This is a genomic window from Segatella maculosa OT 289 (assembly GCF_000243015.1).
GTDB classification, from domain to species: domain Bacteria; phylum Bacteroidota; class Bacteroidia; order Bacteroidales; family Bacteroidaceae; genus Prevotella; species Prevotella maculosa.
In genome coordinates this window covers 213,564-231,062 of sequence record NZ_JH594502.1, presented here as the reverse complement: position 1 = coordinate 231,062, position 17,499 = coordinate 213,564, and the positions used below count along the sequence as shown (strand labels likewise).

15 protein-coding genes are annotated in these 17,499 nt (G+C 48.1%); all 15 read right to left on the bottom strand.

What is annotated here, in order from left to right:
• Positions 1-280: 280 nt before the first annotated feature.
• The 15 genes from HMPREF9944_RS05085 to HMPREF9944_RS05015 all read right to left on the bottom strand — a co-directional run bounded on the left by HMPREF9944_RS05085 (position 281) and on the right by HMPREF9944_RS05015 (position 17,397).
• The gene (locus HMPREF9944_RS05085; protein WP_008564918.1) at positions 281-769 is read right to left on the bottom strand and encodes a gliding motility lipoprotein GldH; all 489 of its coding nucleotides are present in this window, start codon (positions 767-769) and stop codon (positions 281-283) included.
• Positions 766-1,944 carry a PSP1 domain-containing protein gene (locus HMPREF9944_RS05080; RefSeq protein ID WP_008564917.1) on the bottom strand — a complete coding sequence of 393 codons (1,179 nt, stop codon included), beginning with the start codon at positions 1,942-1,944 and terminating at the stop codon, positions 766-768. Before HMPREF9944_RS05080 ends, HMPREF9944_RS05085 begins: the two co-directional genes overlap by 4 nt.
• 9 nt (positions 1,945-1,953) lie before the next feature.
• Positions 1,954-3,102: a DNA polymerase III subunit gene (locus HMPREF9944_RS05075; RefSeq protein ID WP_008564915.1), complete on the bottom strand. Its 1,149-nt coding sequence runs from the start codon at positions 3,100-3,102 to the stop codon at positions 1,954-1,956.
• 3 nt (positions 3,103-3,105) lie between these two features.
• The gene (locus HMPREF9944_RS05070; RefSeq protein WP_008564914.1) at positions 3,106-4,062 is read right to left on the bottom strand and encodes a methylenetetrahydrofolate reductase; all 957 of its coding nucleotides are present in this window, start codon (positions 4,060-4,062) and stop codon (positions 3,106-3,108) included.
• A gap of 425 nt (positions 4,063-4,487) precedes the next feature.
• On the bottom strand, positions 4,488-5,258 hold the full coding sequence (locus HMPREF9944_RS05065; RefSeq protein ID WP_008564912.1) for a glucosamine-6-phosphate deaminase: 771 nt from the start codon (positions 5,256-5,258) through the stop codon (positions 4,488-4,490).
• 2 nt (positions 5,259-5,260) lie between these two features.
• Entirely contained in the window at positions 5,261-6,448 is a 1,188-nt protein-coding gene (gene nagA / locus HMPREF9944_RS05060; protein ID WP_008564911.1) for an N-acetylglucosamine-6-phosphate deacetylase, read from the bottom strand.
• 449 nt (positions 6,449-6,897) lie between these two features.
• Positions 6,898-8,328 (bottom strand): tetratricopeptide repeat protein, encoded by a 1,431-nt coding sequence (locus HMPREF9944_RS05055; protein WP_044113434.1) that lies wholly within the window; start codon positions 8,326-8,328, stop codon positions 6,898-6,900.
• Between the two features lie 74 nt (positions 8,329-8,402).
• Positions 8,403-9,362, bottom strand: coding sequence for a PstS family phosphate ABC transporter substrate-binding protein (locus HMPREF9944_RS05050; protein WP_008564908.1), 960 nt, complete (start codon positions 9,360-9,362; stop codon positions 8,403-8,405).
• A gap of 9 nt (positions 9,363-9,371) precedes the next feature.
• On the bottom strand, positions 9,372-10,211 hold the full coding sequence (locus HMPREF9944_RS05045) for an energy transducer TonB (RefSeq protein WP_008564907.1): 840 nt from the start codon (positions 10,209-10,211) through the stop codon (positions 9,372-9,374).
• Between the two features lie 36 nt (positions 10,212-10,247).
• A complete protein-coding gene (locus HMPREF9944_RS05040; RefSeq protein ID WP_008564906.1) occupies positions 10,248-10,895 on the bottom strand; it encodes an ExbD/TolR family protein in 648 nt (215 codons plus the stop codon).
• Positions 10,896-10,898: 3 nt separating this feature from the next.
• Positions 10,899-11,540 (bottom strand): ExbD/TolR family protein, encoded by a 642-nt coding sequence (locus tag HMPREF9944_RS05035; protein ID WP_008564905.1) that lies wholly within the window; start codon positions 11,538-11,540, stop codon positions 10,899-10,901.
• Positions 11,541-11,570: 30 nt separating this feature from the next.
• Positions 11,571-12,407, bottom strand: coding sequence for a MotA/TolQ/ExbB proton channel family protein (locus tag HMPREF9944_RS05030; protein ID WP_008564904.1), 837 nt, complete (start codon positions 12,405-12,407; stop codon positions 11,571-11,573).
• A gap of 193 nt (positions 12,408-12,600) precedes the next feature.
• Positions 12,601-13,794, bottom strand: a complete 1,194-nt coding sequence (locus tag HMPREF9944_RS05025) for a pyridoxal phosphate-dependent aminotransferase (RefSeq protein ID WP_008564903.1) — start codon at positions 13,792-13,794, stop codon at positions 12,601-12,603.
• Positions 13,795-14,218: 424 nt separating this feature from the next.
• Positions 14,219-15,430 (bottom strand): bifunctional 3,4-dihydroxy-2-butanone-4-phosphate synthase/GTP cyclohydrolase II, encoded by a 1,212-nt coding sequence (locus HMPREF9944_RS05020; RefSeq protein WP_008564901.1) that lies wholly within the window; start codon positions 15,428-15,430, stop codon positions 14,219-14,221.
• A gap of 62 nt (positions 15,431-15,492) precedes the next feature.
• Positions 15,493-17,397, bottom strand: a complete 1,905-nt coding sequence (locus HMPREF9944_RS05015) for an LptF/LptG family permease (RefSeq protein ID WP_008564899.1) — start codon at positions 17,395-17,397, stop codon at positions 15,493-15,495.
• Between the last annotated feature and the right edge of the window lie 102 nt (positions 17,398-17,499).

The window sequence follows — 17,499 nt, the reverse complement described above, 5'->3', positions numbered from 1 at the left end:
AGAAAACATTTTCTTCCATGGAAGAAATAAAAAAACGTAAAAAGAATGCTCGTCGTCCATGGACGACGAAGGATTTTTTAACGATCACCTCCTTTCTTCCATGGAAGACGACAAAAAAACAAGAAATAACTCTTGTCTTCCATGGAAGAAGATAAAAAAAGGAACTGTCGTTCGATGCTGTAGCGCTATCGGGTGGATTCTTTTACCCCAAGCTGGCGTATATACTGATAACGATGTTTACGCGCATCGGTAATGGCGTAATAGGTAAAAGGGGTTGGGGCTACTTATACTTCGGTCTGTCTGCTGCTTCGGTCAGCATCAGCCCCACGTCGCTGATACCCGGCAGTATCTCACGCTTCATATTGTGCCTGATGCTGACGACGATACTGTCGCCGGCCGAAACTTGTATAGGGTTAAGCCCGAAGCGATATTGGTAATAACCCACCCCCCCTACGCCCCGGCTGTTTCCGTTGTGGTCGATAAGCGAGCAGTCGATGGTATCGCTCTCAACGATATGTCGAGGGTAGAAGTGTTTATCGACGATGAGCGTGAGGCCCATGAACGGGTAGGCGCCCGAGATGCGTAGACCGAGTTCGGCCGTATAGACAGCGCTGCGCGAGAAGCGGGCTATGTCGGCAAACATCAAAGTATCGTTGCGCTCCCAGCCTCCGATAGGCGTGTGCTGATAGCGATCATATACCTTTCCGCTCGTGCACGATGTGAGGGCCAAGGCAAAGAGTAGCGGTATGATGGTGTTGCGTATCTTCATGGTTTCGGGTCGGCATCGGGCTGCGTACGCGTGTCGACCGGCTTTTCGGGACGGTGATGACTACCTGCGTCGCGGGCGGGGGCGCGCTTTTTCTTCTTTCGCTTTGTCTTGTCAAAGCGGTTGATGTCGTCGACCAGCAGGTCTTTGGACCTCTCGGGCGTCTTGGCCTTATCGTTCTCGAGAAGCGAGAGGGGCTTCTCTCCGCACCGGTTCATGGCGATGATATCGTTGGCCCGGCGTGCTGTGATGGTTTCGAGATTGACCGCCATGTGCTTATCGGTAGAATAGGCTACGCGGCCTGCCAGTATGTCGGCTTTGAACTGATGGTAGTCGGTATCCTTCGTCTGCAATACCGCGTCACGCGGCGGCATACGTCGTCCGGCTTCCATATAATCGTCCACTTCATAGTTCAGGCAGCACTTGAGCTTGGCGCACATGCCGGCGAGCTTCTGGGGATTGAGCGACACGTCTTGGAAGCGGGCAGCGTTGGTGCTCACGCTGACGAAGTTCTTCATCCATGTGGCACAGCACAGTTCGCGGCCGCAGGGTCCTGTTCCGCCTATGCGCCCAGCCTCCTGCCGCGCACCTATCTGCTTCATTTCGATGCGCACATGGAAGGCAGCGGCGAGGTCTTTGATGAGTTGTCGAAAGTCTACACGTTCGTCGGCGATGTAGTAGAAGATGGCCTTATTGCCGTCGCCCTGATATTCCACGTCACCAATCTTCATCTTCAGGCCGAGGCGCCGGGCTATCTCTCTGCTCTCGATCATCGTGTCGTGTTCGCGCGCCTTCGCCTCACGGAATTTCTCCATGTCTACCGGCTTGGCGATACGATAGATGCGCTTGATGTCGTCGGTCGACCTAAGGTTTATCCGCTTCAACTGCAGCTTTACGAGGCGGCCCGTCAGCGTGACCGTACCGATGTCATGCCCCGGACTGGCCTCGACGGCCACCACGTCGCCTTTCGCGAGACTGAGTTTATTGACATTATGATAATATCCCTTGCGCGTGTTCTTAAACTGTACCTCCACGAGGTCGGTGCTTTCGGCGTTTCCGGGCACGTCGGCCAGCCAGTCATACGTGTTGAGTTGCCGGTTTTGCCGCCCGCATCCTTTATGGCAGAGACCGCGGTCGCAGCCCGTTGCCATCTTGAATTTCATATTCTTGAAGTCCATACGAAGTCTTTACTTTCTTATTAATAAAACAATCATTTGCAGTGCCAAGTCGAAGAAGACGACCTTCGCGTTGGCATTCTGCCCTATGTCGCGGTGGGCCTTCTGTAGTAGCTCATTGATGTCTACCACATTGGCCTCGTTGATGAACCGTGCGAATTTGCAAGAGAAGTTCTCTTCCTCCTGCGTCAGGTAGCACAGCTCGGGTTGTCCAAAGTTATACATGAAGTTTTCCCTCACCATGCGCATCATATAGCGCAGGAGTCGGCGCTGCTTTTCGCGTCCGTAGCCGGCCACGGCCTCGCTCCACTGCTTCAGCTCCTTGATGTTGCGCTGATAAGCCAGCCGCATGAGCATGATGAACATGTCGAGAAACAGTCGGTTTTCGTTGCTGGCCTCGAGGTTTTCGAGTGCGCGCAACCAATTTCCGCCTGCGATGCGTGCGATGCGGTGGGCGGTATCGACGTCGATGGCCCGCCTTTCTATGAGTGCCTGCTCCAGCGCTGCGTCGTCAATGCGCTTGATATCGATGCGTTGCGTGCGGCTCTTGATGGTGTCGAGCAGCGCATCGGGCTCCTCGCACACCATCATGAACACCGTTTGGCGCGGCGGTTCTTCCAAGAGTTTCAGCAGTTTGTTGGCGCATTCCACGTTCATTCGTTCAGGCAACCAGATGATGCTCACCTTGTAGCCGCCTTGACTCGACTTCAGGCTGAGCTTGCGCGTGAGCTCATCGCTCTCACCTGCGCCGATGATGGCCTGCTGATTGGCCGCGTCCATGCAAGCGAGCCACGCGTCCATGCTGAAATAAGGCGACTTGCAGAGCAGTTCGTGCCACTCGCGCGTGAAGTCGTCGCTCGTCATCTTGTGCTCGGCCGAAGTGCCCACAGGCTTAATGACGGGATAGGTGAAGTGCAAATCGGGGTGCTCCCAGCGGGCCAGCATCGCTTCGGCGTTGACAATGGCCTGCGAATCGGCAAGCAACGACGCTTCGCCATCGCGCTCGCCCAGCAGATAAGAGGCAAAGGCGAGGGCAAGGGCCATCTTTCCGCTCCCCATTGGCCCGCAGAACATCAGCGTGTTGGGCACACGTCGCTCGCGAACCAGCTCGCGGAGCCGGTCCTTGACGTCTTCCTGTCCGATAACCTCACTGAACTTCATGCCTTACAGAATTTCTCTTGCAATCTCTTTGACACTGTCCACGGCCGAAACGGTATAGAAATGGATGGTGTGGAAGCCCGAAGCATAGAGCTCGCGACACTGGTCGATGCCCCACGCTATGCCCAACCGACGGGCATCTTCGTCACTCTTGCACTTCACGACCTCGTTGGCAAGCGCCTCGGGCAGGTCGCAACGGAACGTGCGCGGCACAACCGTCAACTGCGACAGCCGTGCCAGCGGTTTGATGCCGGGAATAATAGGAATCGTAATGCCTGCCTGACGGGCTCGACTGACGAAATCAAAGAACTTGCCATTGTCATAGAACAGCTGCGTCACGGCATATTGCGCGCCCATCTCCTGCTTCATCTTCAGATACTGCATGTCCATCTCCAAGTTGGGTGCCTCCTCATGCTTCTCGGGATAGGCCGCCACGCCATAGGCAAACGGCGTTCCGGGATGCTTGATAGGCGTATCGTCGTTGAAGAAACCCTCATTAAAGCGGTTCACTTGGTGCATCAGCTCCGTCGTGTGGGCATATCCGCCCGGCGTCGGCGTGAACACACGGTCGTCCTTGGCTTTGTCGCCCCGCAGCAGCAGCAAGTTCTCAATGCCCAGAAACTGTAGATCGAGCAGTTCATATTCGATATCCTCTGCCGTTGCACCACTGCATATCACATGAGGCACCACGGGCAGCCGGTATCTGTTCTGCAGAGCAGCGGCAATGGCCACCGTTCCCGGGCGGCGCCTCACACGATTGCGCTCGAACTGTCCGTTGGGCAGCTCCTTATAGACGTATTCGCTGTGGTGCGTCGTGATGTTGATGAAAAGCGGTTCAAGTTCTCTTAGCTTGTCAATCGTGGCAAACAAGCCATCGGTGCCGTTCCCTTTCAAGGGTGGCAGCACCTCAAACGAGAGCCCTCTCCTATCTTTATGTTGTTGAATAATGTCTATTACCTTCATACGCTCCTGCAAAGATAATAAAAAAAATAGAAACGGCATCAAACTGAAAATAAAAGCACGCGCGCCCATCGTATGATGCCAGTGAACCAACTTGCACAACCTGCTGATTTGTCTCGGCCATTATGCCTTTTCAATCTCAGCCATTTTACACGCTAATCTCAGCCATTTTGCCTCATAATATGACTGAGATTACAAGGTAAAATGACTGAGATAAATAGTCTATTGCAGCAATCTTCCAAAAAGCTATTCAGCAGTTTATAAAGGAAGACTATTGTCACAATAGCCTCTGCTGTTAACTATAGCTGCATTTGAAGTCACTTTGGAAACATAAGTTCGGGGCACGGCATCAGGAACCAATGACTTTGTATGATAAACCAAAACTCTGCCCGCCGCTATAAACTGATTGATACTCCGTATTATCTTGCTTATTGATTGATTAGATACTTGCCACTATCCATATCGACATAAAGTGTGGCATAATCATGCTGTCGAAGGATAGAGGCCGGACACTGCGTTGAGATATCACCATATACGGTAGCCTTGACAGCATTGGCTTTTGTTGAAGCCGGAACAATGCAAAAGATTCGGTCGGCAGAAAGAAGTGTTGGGATAGTTAATGTCAATGCGCATCGAGGAACTTCGTCTAAAGCAGCAAAACAGCCGTCGTTTACTTGTTGTTTGCGGCAAGTCAAGTCCAATTCAACCTTCTTGATAGGTTCGGGGTCGTTGAAATCGGCTACATGCGGGTCGTTGAAAGCAATGTGTCCATTCTCGCCAATCCCCATGAACACAATGTCAATAGGGTGCGCACGCAGCAACTTATCGTATTCGGCACACGCCTGTTCTGCTGTCTTTTCCGTTCCAATATAGTGGACAGAGGCAAAAGGAACCTTATCAAAGATGCTTCGTTTTAAGAAATTACCAAAGCCTTGCGGTGCATCGGCAGGAAGTCCGATGTATTCGTCCATGTGCAAAGCATGTATGCGCTGCCAATCAATGTCGGGTGCAGCTGCTAATTCCGCAAGAAACTCATTTTGAGAAGGCGCTGCAGCGAATACAATATATGCCTCTTCTTTCCTTGCAAGGAGATGCCTCAGGTATGCAGCGGCTTCTTCTGCTGCTCCTTTACCCATTTCGGTTCTCGAATCGTATATATTGACGATTAATTTGTCTGTCTTAAAAGTTCTTGTTAACATGGTTATCTCGTATAAACTGTTGTTCCGTTAATGATGGTTTGTAATATGGTGATGTTATTGTCGAAGACGACGATATCGGCATCCATCCCTTTCCTGATTTTCCCTTTCCGGTCATCGACGTGCATGATTCGTGCAGGTGTTTCGCTCATCATGTGGACGGCATCATGCAATGTAACGTTTCCTTCACGAATGACGGTACGTACCAACCGGTCGGCAGTAGCCACACTCCCTGCAAAAGCACTCCGATCGGGCAACTTGGCCACGCCGTCTTCTACAATCACTTCCTGTCCGTTGGTCAGGCTTCCCAATATGCTTTTCCCTTCAGGCATGCCGGCTGCACGCATGGAATCAGTTATCAAGGCAATACGTTCGACTCCTTTGATCTTGGTCACCAACTTCAACAGCGAGGAGGGGACATGAATGCCGTCGGCTATGATTTCTACGGTGATATCATCTTCATAATAACCGAATTCCAGTACGCCGGCGTAGCGATAGGCATTTCGCCGGGTGATGCTACTCATGCACGAATAGAAATGCGTCAAGTGGGTAAGTCCGTTTTGATAAGCCTCTTGCATCTCCTCGAATGTGGCGTTGGTATGTCCTGCCGCAGCCAAGATTCCACGCTCGCGCAGAACATTAACAAACGCATTAGCACCCGGTAATTCCGGTGCAAGACTCCAGCGGGCTATGTCGTCTGTGCGATTTAATATCTCCATATATTCTTCCGGCTGCGGATTACGCAGGTAACACTTATCCTGCGCGCCGCTTTGAAATGGAGAAAAATAAGGTCCCTCAAGATGCAGGCCGCCAAACTGCGCACCGTCTTTGTTATTTCGAACCGCATCTTGATAGGTTTCGAATGTTTCATAAAGCAATTCATTGCTGCTGGTCAGTGTCGTCGGGTATAACAGTGTCGTACCGTGCGAAGCATGCATACGGGCTACTGTAAGATAAGCCGCCGTATTGCCGTCCATAAAATCGGCACCACCTGCGCCATGCGTATGCAAATCAATGAAGCCGGGGGCCACATAGTTTCCTTTGGCATCAATAATGTCCACCGTTTCGCCCAATCTCGGAATCGTATCCAATACATCTACGATTTTACCATCTGCAATAAGCACACAACCTTGCTCGATGATGCGTGACGGGGTAATGACATTTCCGTGAATAATGGCACAATCTATGTTCATAAGCTATTATAATTATAGAGGTTTATGTTTTTCAATATCATGATTTATAGGGCGTGTCAAGACGTGCTTGCATCCACTTCTCAATCAGATGGGGATCTTTTTTAAATTAGATCTATATCTTTTTAAAATTAGATGGGGATCTTTTTTCATTTACATCCCCCTCTCACTTCAGTGAGACCCCCCTCTCAGTGAATTTACATCCCCCTCTCCGTAAATTCCGTGCCGCGTCGGAATTTATTGCGAGGCGGCTCTCACTTCATTCCGTGCCGCGTCGGAATTTATTGCGAGACGGCTCTCGCTTCGTTTCGTGCCGCGTCGGAATTAAATCAGAGGCGGTTCGGAATTAAAAGAGAGCCGCCTCTCTTTTCAATCAGACGCGGCTCTCTTTTCGAGCAGAGGGGGAATGGCTGTTTTTATCCTCCCCCACGCTTACAGATAAAGCGTGTCAATTATTGCTGCGGAGCGGCTTCGGTATCCAAGCCAAGAGCGGCACGGGCATTCTTGTCATCGGGATCGAGCTTGATAAGCTGCTCATAATAAGGTTTAGCCGCTTCAAGATCATTCTTGGTCACCCAATAATAATAGCCGAGATTGGCCAAGGCCGACTTTAGAGTCGTTATTTCATCATCCTGACGGTCTGCCTTGTTGGCCAACAAGTCTACAGCCTTTTGGAAGAACTCGGCCCCCTTTTCGTCTTGCCCGGCCTTTGAAGCCTGCATACCGGCCATATTATTGACCCAAGCTGCAATGGTCGGCCACTTCTCGGCCATTTGTCCATAGATGCCATAAGCCTTGTCTAAATTGGCTTGTTTGCCGTCTCCACCCTTTTCTGCCTTTTGAACATAGATGTTAGCCAGCTTGGCATAGTCGGAAGGAGTGGCATTCTGGTTGTGAGCCATGTAGACTTCGTTACATTCCAAAGCCTTGTCTTCCTGTCCCATTTCAGCATAGGTGTCGGCCATATACTGATAGGGTTTGTAGTCTTCCTTGTTCAAGTCGAAAGCCTTCTGATACTGTGCGATGGCCTCATCATATGCTTTGTTGCCTCGAAGTGCAAGTCCGTAGTAGATATAGTCGCGGGCACTTTTCTCAACCGAGTCCGTGTTGAGGACAATCTTGGCATAGTTGATGGCCTCGTCATACTTCTGCAAATCAACAGCACTCCAAAGCGCCACACGGTCGAAAGTGATGTTCTTAGCAAACTTCTGAATTCCTAACTTTGAGACATCAAGACTTTCCTCCTTCTTATTGGCCATATAGGCAGAGACTGCATACCCAACAAGATAATATTCTGCAAGGTCTTCCTTGTTCGACTTAGAGAAATACTCGAAAGCCTTAGCATAGTTGCCGGCCAAATAGAAGTTGTTTCCAGCTTCAGCCTCAATGGGGAAATCTGGGCAATTCTGCTTCAATAGATTCAACGCCCGCTCGCTCTCTTCTGGACTCCGCTTTCTATAGACATTAGCATAGCGCATATAGCCCTGCGGATTCTTCGGGTCCATAGTCATACTCTGCTCATACCACATAGCGGCATTGCCACCGTCATCTTTCATCGCAGCAATGTCGCCCAAAAGAATATAGGCATCACCAAAGTCCTTATATTTGGCTATCACAGCATTGCCGATGTTTGAAGCCTCATCATATTGTTTGTTAATCAATAAAGCCTCACCAAGAGCTACCAAAGCTTTTGGGTCTTTCTTAAACTCTTTCTGATAATCCTTGGTCAGATTCTTCAGCGTCTTGGCATCCATATTAGGATTGTCTTTTAAAGATTGCTCTATCGGCTTCAGCATCACACTGTAATTAGCATTCTGTGCCACAGCCGGAAGCGATAATCCCATCATCAGAAATCCAGCTACTACATATTTCATTCTTTTCATATTTTCCATTCTTTATAGATTAACAATAATCGATGTGCCTGCTAAAAGTGTTGATAAGCAGGGGCTCCTATCAATTACCTTTTGACATGAACTGTTTTTATTGAGATGTCACCTCTGTAAGGCAGTAGTCCGGTCTTAAACAAAATCAACTGCCCCTTTGGTCCGGTCACGTAATTGGCAAAACTCCAAGGGAGCGCCTTATAGGGATCGATCACAATTGCATAAAGTGTACGCGCAAAGGGATAACGACCGTCCAAAAGATATGCCTGATAAGGCTTCCAACTGTTCATTGGTGTGGCCTTTTCTTTAATAGATACAGACATGACATGAATATTCTTCTTAAAAGTGGTATTCGTCGAATCGCGCTTATCATTCAGCCAATTCGACCCAATAATACCGATTGCATTGATATTCTTGTTGACATAATCAATAACGGCCTTACTGCTTTTGGCTGCGACAATGTTATCGGCCGTAAGGTTCTTGCCACCCATGATAGAGTCAATGACATAATGCAAAGTAGCAGAAGCCGGATTATCAAACACGACCTCAATGTCTCCACGTTTAGATTTCGGATATAGCTCGCTCCATTTCTTGACTTCACCGCTCAATACTCGTTTAATATCATTAACCGTGATACAAGTATCCGTGTTGTTTCGATTGACGATAAAAGCCAAGCCGTCATATCCGATAGGAAATACAGAAGGGATAAGATTCTTGGATTTGAAATAAGCTACCTCACCGGCTTTCAAAGCACGAGACGTAAAGAACAAGCAAGTCTTCAAATCCTGAAGTTTCTTGAACCCCGTTATATCATCGGCATAGCGTGCTATCAGATGTGCTTTCGGGTATTCAAACTCAAACTGTTGTCTCTCCTCTTCGATAAAAGGACTGAAACTCTCGTCAGCGAAAAACTCGATTTTCCCCGACGTAGGCGTATCAGTTCTACTGCCCTTGGTCTTTTTCCCATCACAAGATGAGAAAAAGACCAAAGTCAGGAATAGTCCAATAAATATATAAGATAATTTCTTATTCATTTATTTTAATTACTGTAACTTAAATTGTACAGGCACATTAAACTTCACACGAACGGCAGCACCATTCTGCTTACCGGGAGTCCATCTTGGCATGCTACTTACAACACGAGCAGCCTCACGGTCGAGTGATGGGTCTACAGGACGTGCTACACGAACATCCGTAATAGAGCCGTCACGCTCGACAACGAATGAAATCGTCACACGACCTTGAATACCATTCTCTTGAGCTACGACAGGATATTTGACATGCGAATTGAGATACTGCAACAAAGCAGCCTGCCCACCGGGGAACGATGGCATAACCTCAACCACTTCAAACACTTTCTGCGTAACCTCTTCCTTAGGAGCAGGAGGAGGAGTATTGACGGCAATGTCATTACGAACAGCCTCGATGGTACGATCTTTAGTACCTTCATGGGTTTCCGTTCCGACAGCCACCTTGTCGTCCAACTGATCCATTTGCTTAAGTGTGTTAGACTCCTTTACAAGTTCATCTTTCCTGATAACAGGTGCAACGAACTTCTGTGTCTCACGAGCGACAGGAATTTCCTTCTTTGGTTGTACTTTAGGCTGTACAACCTCCTTCTTCTCGTGTTTCTTAGCCTCTTGTTGAAGCTTTGCAAGTTGCATTGCCTCCATATAAGCCTGCTGAGCCTCTGCGTTCTTCTGAGAAATCACTTTCCAAGCAAGAAAACCACCAACGAGAGCTGCAGCAATGACCAAAATCAAGAGCGACTTGATATTACGCCCTGTGGTCCCCTTACGAAGCTTATATGCTCCGTAAGCTTGGTTCCTATGGGCGAACACCATATCGACCCATTTGGGATCGTATAAATCTACTTTTGCCATTTGTTTCTGTTTTAAATAGTTTCGTTACTTCACCAATCAGAGTTTCACTCCTCTGAGCTTCAACAAGTGAAGATCATCAGGACTGAGTTTATCAATGACGTAAGTACCAATACTTAGAATCTGCATCTCGTCAAGTGCATCGACCATATTCTTATAAGAAGCATTGTCTGAAGGCTTGATGATCACGGTCAAGGTAGGAATCTTGCCATCCTTAAGTTCTCCGGCCTTTAGCTTGCTAAGCTTCTTCATATAAATACTGTCAGGATACATCTTGGGATTATTAGCCTTCTCTGCGTTTAACTCTTTCACAGCAAGTTCTATACGGGTTACCGGTTTGGTTCCGTTTGCCGTAGCATGATTTCTCAATACTTTGCGGATACCGTCGTTGCCCCATGTCGTTTCTTTAATCCATGTTGGATTGTTATACTGAGGCTCACCTTCACCATAATATATCTTGTTGTCTGCTGTCACATAGATCGTAATTGCTTCAGAAGCCTTGGCTTCCGTCTTCTGATCATTTGTGACATTCTCATCATTACTCGGCATCGTCAACTCCATGGTCTGAGGCTTACTAAGCGATGTACACAACATGAAGAACGTGATCAGCAACATGAGCATATCCACCATAGGCGTAAAGTCTACGCGGACAGTCATCTTTTTCTGTTTGCTTTCTTTTTTTGCCATTGATTAGTCCTCCTGTTTTTTAAGCTGTGTAATCATATAGTAATGGCTCTCATCCATATCTTGGAGTTCACTCATCACCTTCTTAACAGTCTTATAAGGTGTCGCAGCATCGGCTTTCAAAGCAATCTTGATATCCTCATTGACATGACGAGCAGCGTCTACCCATTGCTGGAACTCACTCATACCGCCCTTGATACTGTCCATCGGAATACCTTTTGTTGGCAAGGTCTTCTGGCGCATTGAAGGTGAGGAAGCCAAATAGCTACTGAGTTCATTCATTGGAACACCGAATGTAGACTCTGTCTTGAAAGTCTTACTCTGCGCAGCAGTCAAAGAGACACCGAACTTATCGGCCATGTTATCTAAAACCTGACCTAATTGGTCAGTATTATCCAAACTCATGAATACCTGACCTTCGCCTGTCGGCTTGCCGGTCGCATCCTTTTCAGGATTGACCAGAATGGTCAGGACGCCGTTCTCAGGCACCTTGATTTCAGACACAGAACCCGGAGTGTTTACCTTTACCGGCTCATTCTTGACGAATGTAGAAGTCAGCATGAAGAAGGTAAGCAACAGGGTCATAACGTCTGACATAGGCGTCATATCGATCCAAACGTCACTTTTCTTAATTTTTACTTTACCCATAGCGATAAATTTTTAAAGGGTTAGCAAAAATTAAGCCTCTTCTACGTGGTTAGCTTCGTATGTCTGAGCAATTGAGTAACCTACCTCGTCGAGTGCGTATGTCAACTTATCAACCTTGTTGGTGAAATAGTTGTAAGATACTACGGCACACCATGATGTCAAAATACCGAATGCGGTGTTGATCAAGGCCTCAGAAATACCGGCAGAAAGAGCGGCAGAGTCAGCGCCACCACCTGCAGACAGTGCAGAGAACGATTTGATCATACCGGTTACAGTACCAAGAAGACCAGTCAATGTACCCAATGTTACGATTGTAGCAATGATAGGAAGATTCATTGTCAGTGTAGGCATCTCAAGCTGAGTAGCCTCTTCGTGAGCCAACTGTATCTTGGAAACCTTCTGAGACTTTTTCAAGGCTGCATTTGCTCCACTCTCCATATTCTTATAAGCATCAAGAGAAGCATAAACAACATTCGCAACGGAACCTCTCTGCTTGTCGCAGAGCTGACGAGCTTTAGCAAAGTCATTTGCATTCAGCGCTTCCTTGATGTTAACAACGAACTTAGGCAGAGAACCTGTACCGAAAGCTGTCTTCATTGCGAGAATACGCTCGATAGACATTGCCAATACGGTGAGCAACAGAGCGTGGATAACCGGCACGATGAAACCGCCTTTGAAGATTGTACCCCATACGTCTGCAGGAGAACCATTGGAGTCACCACCTTGGAAGTGGCTTGCATGACCAAACCATGTGTAGAACAAAGTAAAAGCGATAACTAAGCAAACGGCGATAATCCAGAATGCACTTCTTACTCCCTGAAAGCCCTGAGATTTCTTAGGGCCGACTGTTTTTTGTGTTGTTGCCATAATTTTAAAATAAAATTTAGTTATTATAATATGTTGATATTTAATCCTCTTGTTTTATCATATCCAAAAGTCTTGCCTACTACTTTAATGAATAATATACTTGGCAAAGATAGCAATTTATGAACAACTACATCTCTAATTAAGAAGTTTTAACGAGAGATTTTCTTTGCCTATCTCTCCCATTGGCTGCTTCTCATTTCAATTTTGCCAGAGTCTCTTTGATACGGCGCATGGCCTCCTTGATATTTTCATCGCTCGTGGCATAGCTCATACGGAAACATTCTGGAGCACCGAACGCATCTCCGCTAACGGTTGCAACGTGTGCCTTATCCAACAAATAGAGTGCAAAGTCTGTCACATTGTGAATGGTCGTCACGCCGTCACTCTTACCAAAGAAACTGCTGCACTTCGGAAACAAATAGAAAGCGCCCTGCGGCTCATTGACCTCCAAGCCCGGGATATCCTTGGCCAGCCGCACTATCAAATTCCGACGGCGTTCGAATGCCTTCCTCATTTCTTCTACGCAGACTTGTCCCAATGTATAGGCGGCCTCGGCAGCTTTTTGGCTCACCGAGCACGGGCCACTGGTATATTGTCCCTGAAGTTTATTGCACCCTTTGACGATCCACTCCGGCGCAGCGATATAGCCTATGCGCCAGCCAGTCATAGCATAGGCTTTAGAAACTCCGTTCACAACAATCGTACGTTCTTTCATACCATCGACCTTGGCGATGCTGGCATGTCTGCCGATATAATTAATGTGTTCGTAAATCTCATCAGCCAAGACGTAGAGCCCATCGTGTTGCTTAACAACATCAGCCAATGCAGCCAACTCCTCCTGCGAATAAACGCTACCCGTTGGGTTACTCGGCGAACATAGAATCAGTAGCTTTGTCTTGGGCGTAATCGCCGACTCCAACTGCCTGGGCGTCATCTTGAAGTTCTGCTCGAAACCGGCACTCACGAACACAGGATTGCCACCGGCCAACTTGACCATCTGCGGATAACTCACCCAATAAGGTGCAGGGATAATAACTTCGTCACCGTCGTTGATCAGTGCCATAATCGTATTGCAGACGCTCTGCTTGGCACCATTGCTGACCAAAACTTCATTGACCGTATAATCCAACCCGTTCTCTCGCTTTAGCTTTTCGACAATCGCTTTTCTTAAGTCGGGATAGCCCGGCACCGGAGAATATTTTGAATAGTTCTCGTCCACGGCTTTCTTGGCAGCAGCTTTGATGTGCTCCGGCGTGTTGAAGTCGGGCTCTCCCACGCTCATGTTGATAACATCGATTCCCTGCGCCTTCATCTCGCTACTCTTCTGCGACATCGCAAGTGTTGCCGATGGCGCGAGCCGGTTCAAACGGTCTGATAATTGTCCCATAGTTTCACAGTCTCTGGTTTTAATCTGATACAAAAGTAATCAATTTATTCGTTACAGCGACGATTTGTCGATGTTTTTTTTGCAAAACATTCCTTTCGTGCACATTCTGAACAAAATCTCTATGCAGACCGTCAAGAAAGCATATATAAAAATTCTTTACATTATTAAGGCGAATTCAAATTTGCTGCGCATTCTTTTCAAATTCTCTTATAAGACAATTTAAATTCCCTTATAAGACAATTTAAATTCTCCTATAAGGGAATTTTTACCCTCTTCAAGGCGTTGATTACCAGCGAGTTACGAAAGTGGTTTTTTGGTTCTAAAAAAGTGCGAAAATATTTTACTTTTCCGGATTTTCCAATGATTTCTTTTCCTCGGCCTCGCGCTTCCTGCACGCCCACACCCTAAGGCGCTCACCGCCGCGTCATTTCAGACGGAGCGTATGTCCCATGCGGTCGCGCTTGGTCTGAAGATATTTCTTGTCGTATTCGTTCGGCTTGACTTCTATCGGCACATTCTCCACGATTTCCAGTCCGTAGGCCTCCAGCCCGACGCGCTTGGTGGGGTTGTTGGTCATCAGTCGCATTTTATGAATGCCGAGATGTCGTAACATCTGTGCACCGCAGCCATAGTCGCGCTCGTCGGGCTTGAAGCCCAGATGTACGTTCGCGTCCACCGTGTCGTAGCCCTGTTCCTGCAACTTATAGGCGGCCATCTTGTTCATCAGACCGATGCCACGGCCCTCCTGCTGCATATAGATGACGGCACCTTTGCCTTCTTTCTCTATCATTTCCATGGCCTTGTGCAGCTGCTCGCCACAATCGCAACGCAGGCTGCCGAGGGTATCTCCCGTGGCACACGAAGAATGCACGCGCACCAAGACGGGTTCTTCCTCCGTCCACTGGCCCTTGACGACGGCCATGTGCTCCAGTCCATTGCTGGTCTGGCGGAATGGTATCAGGCGGAAATGGCCGTAGACAGTGGGCAAATCGACTTCTACGCCCACTTCAATCGTCGTTTCCGTCTTCAGCCGATAAGCAATCAGGTCTTTGATGGTGATAATCTTCAAGTCCCATTCGCGGGCACGGGCTACCAGCTGCGGCATGCGTGCCATCGTACCGTCTTCGTTCATGATTTCCATCAACGCGCCCACCGGATAAAGTCCGGCCAACTTGCAAAGGTCTACGGCTGCCTCGGTGTGGCCACTGCGCCGCAACACGCCGTTGTCCTGCGCATACAGCGGATTGATATGCCCCGGCCGCCCGAAAGTCTGCGGGACAGAATTCGGATCGGCCAATGCCCTGATGGTTTCTGCACGATCGTGTGTAGAGACGCCCGTCGTACAACCTTCGAGTTTGTCTACGGTTATCGTGAACGGTGTCCCGAGCATCGACGTGTTGTCCGCCACCTGATGCGGCAAGTCAAGCTCCTCTGCCCTCGACAGCGTTAACGGGGCACAAAGCACACCGCGGGCGTTCTTGAGCATGAAATTCACTTTTTCCGGGGTAATCTTCTCCGCGGCGATGATTAGGTCGCCCTCGTTCTCGCGGTCTTCATCGTCAACGACGATGACAAACTTCCCTTCTCTGAAATCTTTTATGGCATCTTCGATGCTGCTTAATCTGAAATCTTCCATAATTGTTCTTAATCTGATGTTTCGGTCTTTCAACCTCTCCTATAATATAAGGTAGAAGAAAGTTATTTCAAACTACCTGCTTCAATTCTGTTTATGATTTTACTGTTTGTCTGTCCGATGGTCTTCAAGTCGTGAAGTAACCGCAAGCGGAAACGCCACATTCTACAATAGAAGAAGATACCCAAGGGCAACACGAGGGCTGACAGCATGTTCAGCCATCGCCGCTCAAATGGACGCGTGTGTGCCTTGACAGACAAGACCGGATAATTGTTCAGCTCGTTCAGGATATAGACATCTCGCGTGTTCGACAAATCGGCAATGACTGCTTCCAACTCCTCGCTGATGCGCTCTACCTCATGGTCGGGCCGATATATGAAGAATACTTTTATCGGGTCGGGCGGACGTTTCAGCCGATGATATGCGGAATAGTCGGCAATCTCCTTGCTAACTGTGTGCAACCGCTTGACATCTTCTTTGTATGCAGGCTCGTCAATGATGACTTCTTTCCCGAAGACATGCCGTTTGAGTCGCAATCCCAATAGCTTGAAAAGCCTATCACGATACAAATCGAGGTTGAAAACGGCCGAATCGTTCGAAGCCTTATAGGTGAAGAACACGGCAAGCGGTGCCAACACCGTGGGAGCCAGTCCCTTACCGAACCATACGGTCCAGATACCGCTTCGTGCCATCTTGGATCCCGAATTATCGAGAATGTAATAGACAATGAACACCAGCACAGAGATAATGACAGGTATACCCAATCCGCCTTTCCTGATGATGGCCCCCAATGGTGCACCGATGAAAAAGAATATCAAACACGACAAGGCCACGCTGAATTTGCTGATGGCCTCCATCTCGTGGAGACGGATAAGGCGGTCGCCGTCTTCGGTGAACATGCTTTTGAAGTCCAAATCGCTCACTGCACCTTGTACCTTGCTCATAGCCTCGCTCAACACCTGTTGCTTCTGCGGCATCGTTAACTTGCTGAATACCGAGTCTATGCTGAAATCTTTTGCCTGTCCGGCTTTCACGGCCAGCATAGAATCCCGCCGGTTAATGTGTGGCATGAAGTACAAACTTAGCCGGGCATCGGCATAATACTGCCGTCCCACGCTATCGTAGCTCTGTTCCAACGAGTCTTTGTCCCTATAAATCCGGGCAAGACTCTTTCCGCGTGCATCGTTCGACAAAGCTGAAGCATCAGCCAAGTTAAAACCCCCGTCAAAGTCGAGCACAATCTTTTTACCCGTGAATGTTTCCCGTCGATAAGGAACAGCGGCACTGTTCCCGAAAGCATCGTTCTGCATATTCTCAAACCATTCTCCACTCCACAGCGTTAATATCAGATGCTTCTTCTCTGCCGTCGCCTGTAGCATCCCCGAGTCGGCCAATATGATAGCTTGGTCTTCATAGCTACCCGTCATTCGATAAATCATGATGCCATAAAGCTTACCCGTCTTCAAGTCCTTATGCTGAACATACAGGTTACAGTTCGGTATACCGTCGTAGAAGATTCCCTCTGGAATTTCAAGTTCCGGACTCTTTTGTTTCATCGAAAGCAGCAGTTGTCCAATCCTGTTGTTGGCCTCAGGCCCGATGTTGTTCTGAAACACAAACGAAATGCCACAAATTATCAACGTAATCACAATGAGCGATCTGAAAGCCTGCATTAACGAAATCCCCGCGGCTTTGATGGCTGTCAGCTCACTACTCTCACCCAAATTACCGAATGTTATCAACGACGAAAGCAAAATGGCCAGCGGCAACGCCTGAGGCACCAGCATCAACGCCATATACCAAAAGAATTTAGCCATGATTTCCATGGAGAGTCCCTTGCCTATCAACTCTTCGACGTATCTCCAAAGGAATTGCATCATCAGCACAAACTGACAAATGAAGAATGTGCCCACGAAGAGTAAACCAAACTGTTTGGCGATGAATATATCTAATTTCTTGATTCGAATCATTTGAAACTACTTTCCTTTCGTTTCGCGACAACATGCCGACTTCGCTGCAAAAGTAGCATAAAATTATCAGATTGCCTTTCTTTTTTGTGTTTTTTATCAATA